Consider the following 1000-nt stretch of genomic DNA (forward strand, 5'->3'; position numbering starts at 1 on the left):
TTGCGAACCCGCGTCCGAGTGATGGATCAGCTCACCCGCTACGGGCCTGGTGCCGGTCCGGTCCCGTTGCCACAGTGCCATCTCCAGCGCGGTCAGGACGAGTTCGGCGTGCTTGGTGGTCGCGACGGACCAGCCGACGATGCGGCGGGAGAAGGTGTCCACCACGAACGCGACGTAGACGGTGCCGGCCCAGGCTGCGACGTGGGTGAAGTCAGCGACCCAGGTGCGGTTCGGTGCGTCGGCCACGAAGTCGCGTTCCACCAGGTCCGGAGCCCGCGTCGCGGCCGGATCCGCCAGGGTGGTGACCACTTTCCTGCCGCGGACGGCACCGGTGATGCCAAGGTCACGCATGAGGCGTTCGACGGTGCAGCGGGCCACCGGGTGGCCTTGCCGGTGCAGCTCCCGCCAGATCTTCCGCGCCCCGTAGACACGGTAGTTGGCGTCGTAGACCTCGGTGATCAGCGTCGTGAGCTCGGCGTCCCGTACCTGACGGGCGCAGGGCGATGCCTGACGCTGCTTGTAGGCGTAGTAGGTGGAGGGGGCGATGCTGCAGTCGTGCAGGGTCAGCACGCGGCAGATCGGCTCGACACCGCCGAAGCGGTCCCGGTGCTCGTCGATGAACGCTACGAGCGCAGGTGTGGCCGGTCGAGCTCGGCCGCGAAGAAACTCGCCGCGGCCTTGAGGATCTCATTCGCCCGCTTCAGCTCGGCGACCTCCTTCTTCAGGGCCTTGACCTGCGCGGACTCCTCCGTCGTCACCCCGGGCCGGTTCCCGTTGTCGATCTGATCGCGCCGGACCCACTGCCGTACCGTCTCGGCCGTTCCGATGCCGAGCTTGGACGCGACGGCCTTCATCGCGGCCCACTCGGTGGGGTAGTCGGGACGGACCTCGGCGACCATCCGGACCGCACGACGCCGCAGCTCGGCGGGGTAAGGGGAAGGACGTGCCATGACTCGATCCTCTCAGAGAATCAAGCCTCCATCCGACCCGGGGCGGTTCA

General features: G+C 68.4%; 2 protein-coding genes. Both read right to left on the minus strand.

What is annotated here, in order from left to right; translation table 11 throughout:
* Positions 1 to 618 (minus strand): IS3 family transposase (locus AB1460_RS37750; protein ID WP_368967374.1); only part of this gene is annotated, 618 nt, incomplete at its 3' end.
* 5 nt (positions 619 to 623) lie between these two features.
* Positions 624 to 950 (minus strand): hypothetical protein, encoded by a 327-nt coding sequence (locus AB1460_RS37755; protein ID WP_071083317.1) that lies wholly within the window; start codon positions 948 to 950, stop codon positions 624 to 626.
* Between the last annotated feature and the right edge of the window lie 50 nt (positions 951 to 1000).

The organism is Parafrankia sp. FMc2 (assembly GCF_041008525.1).
In the GTDB taxonomy this organism is placed as follows: Bacteria; Actinomycetota; Actinomycetes; order Frankiales; family Frankiaceae; genus Parafrankia.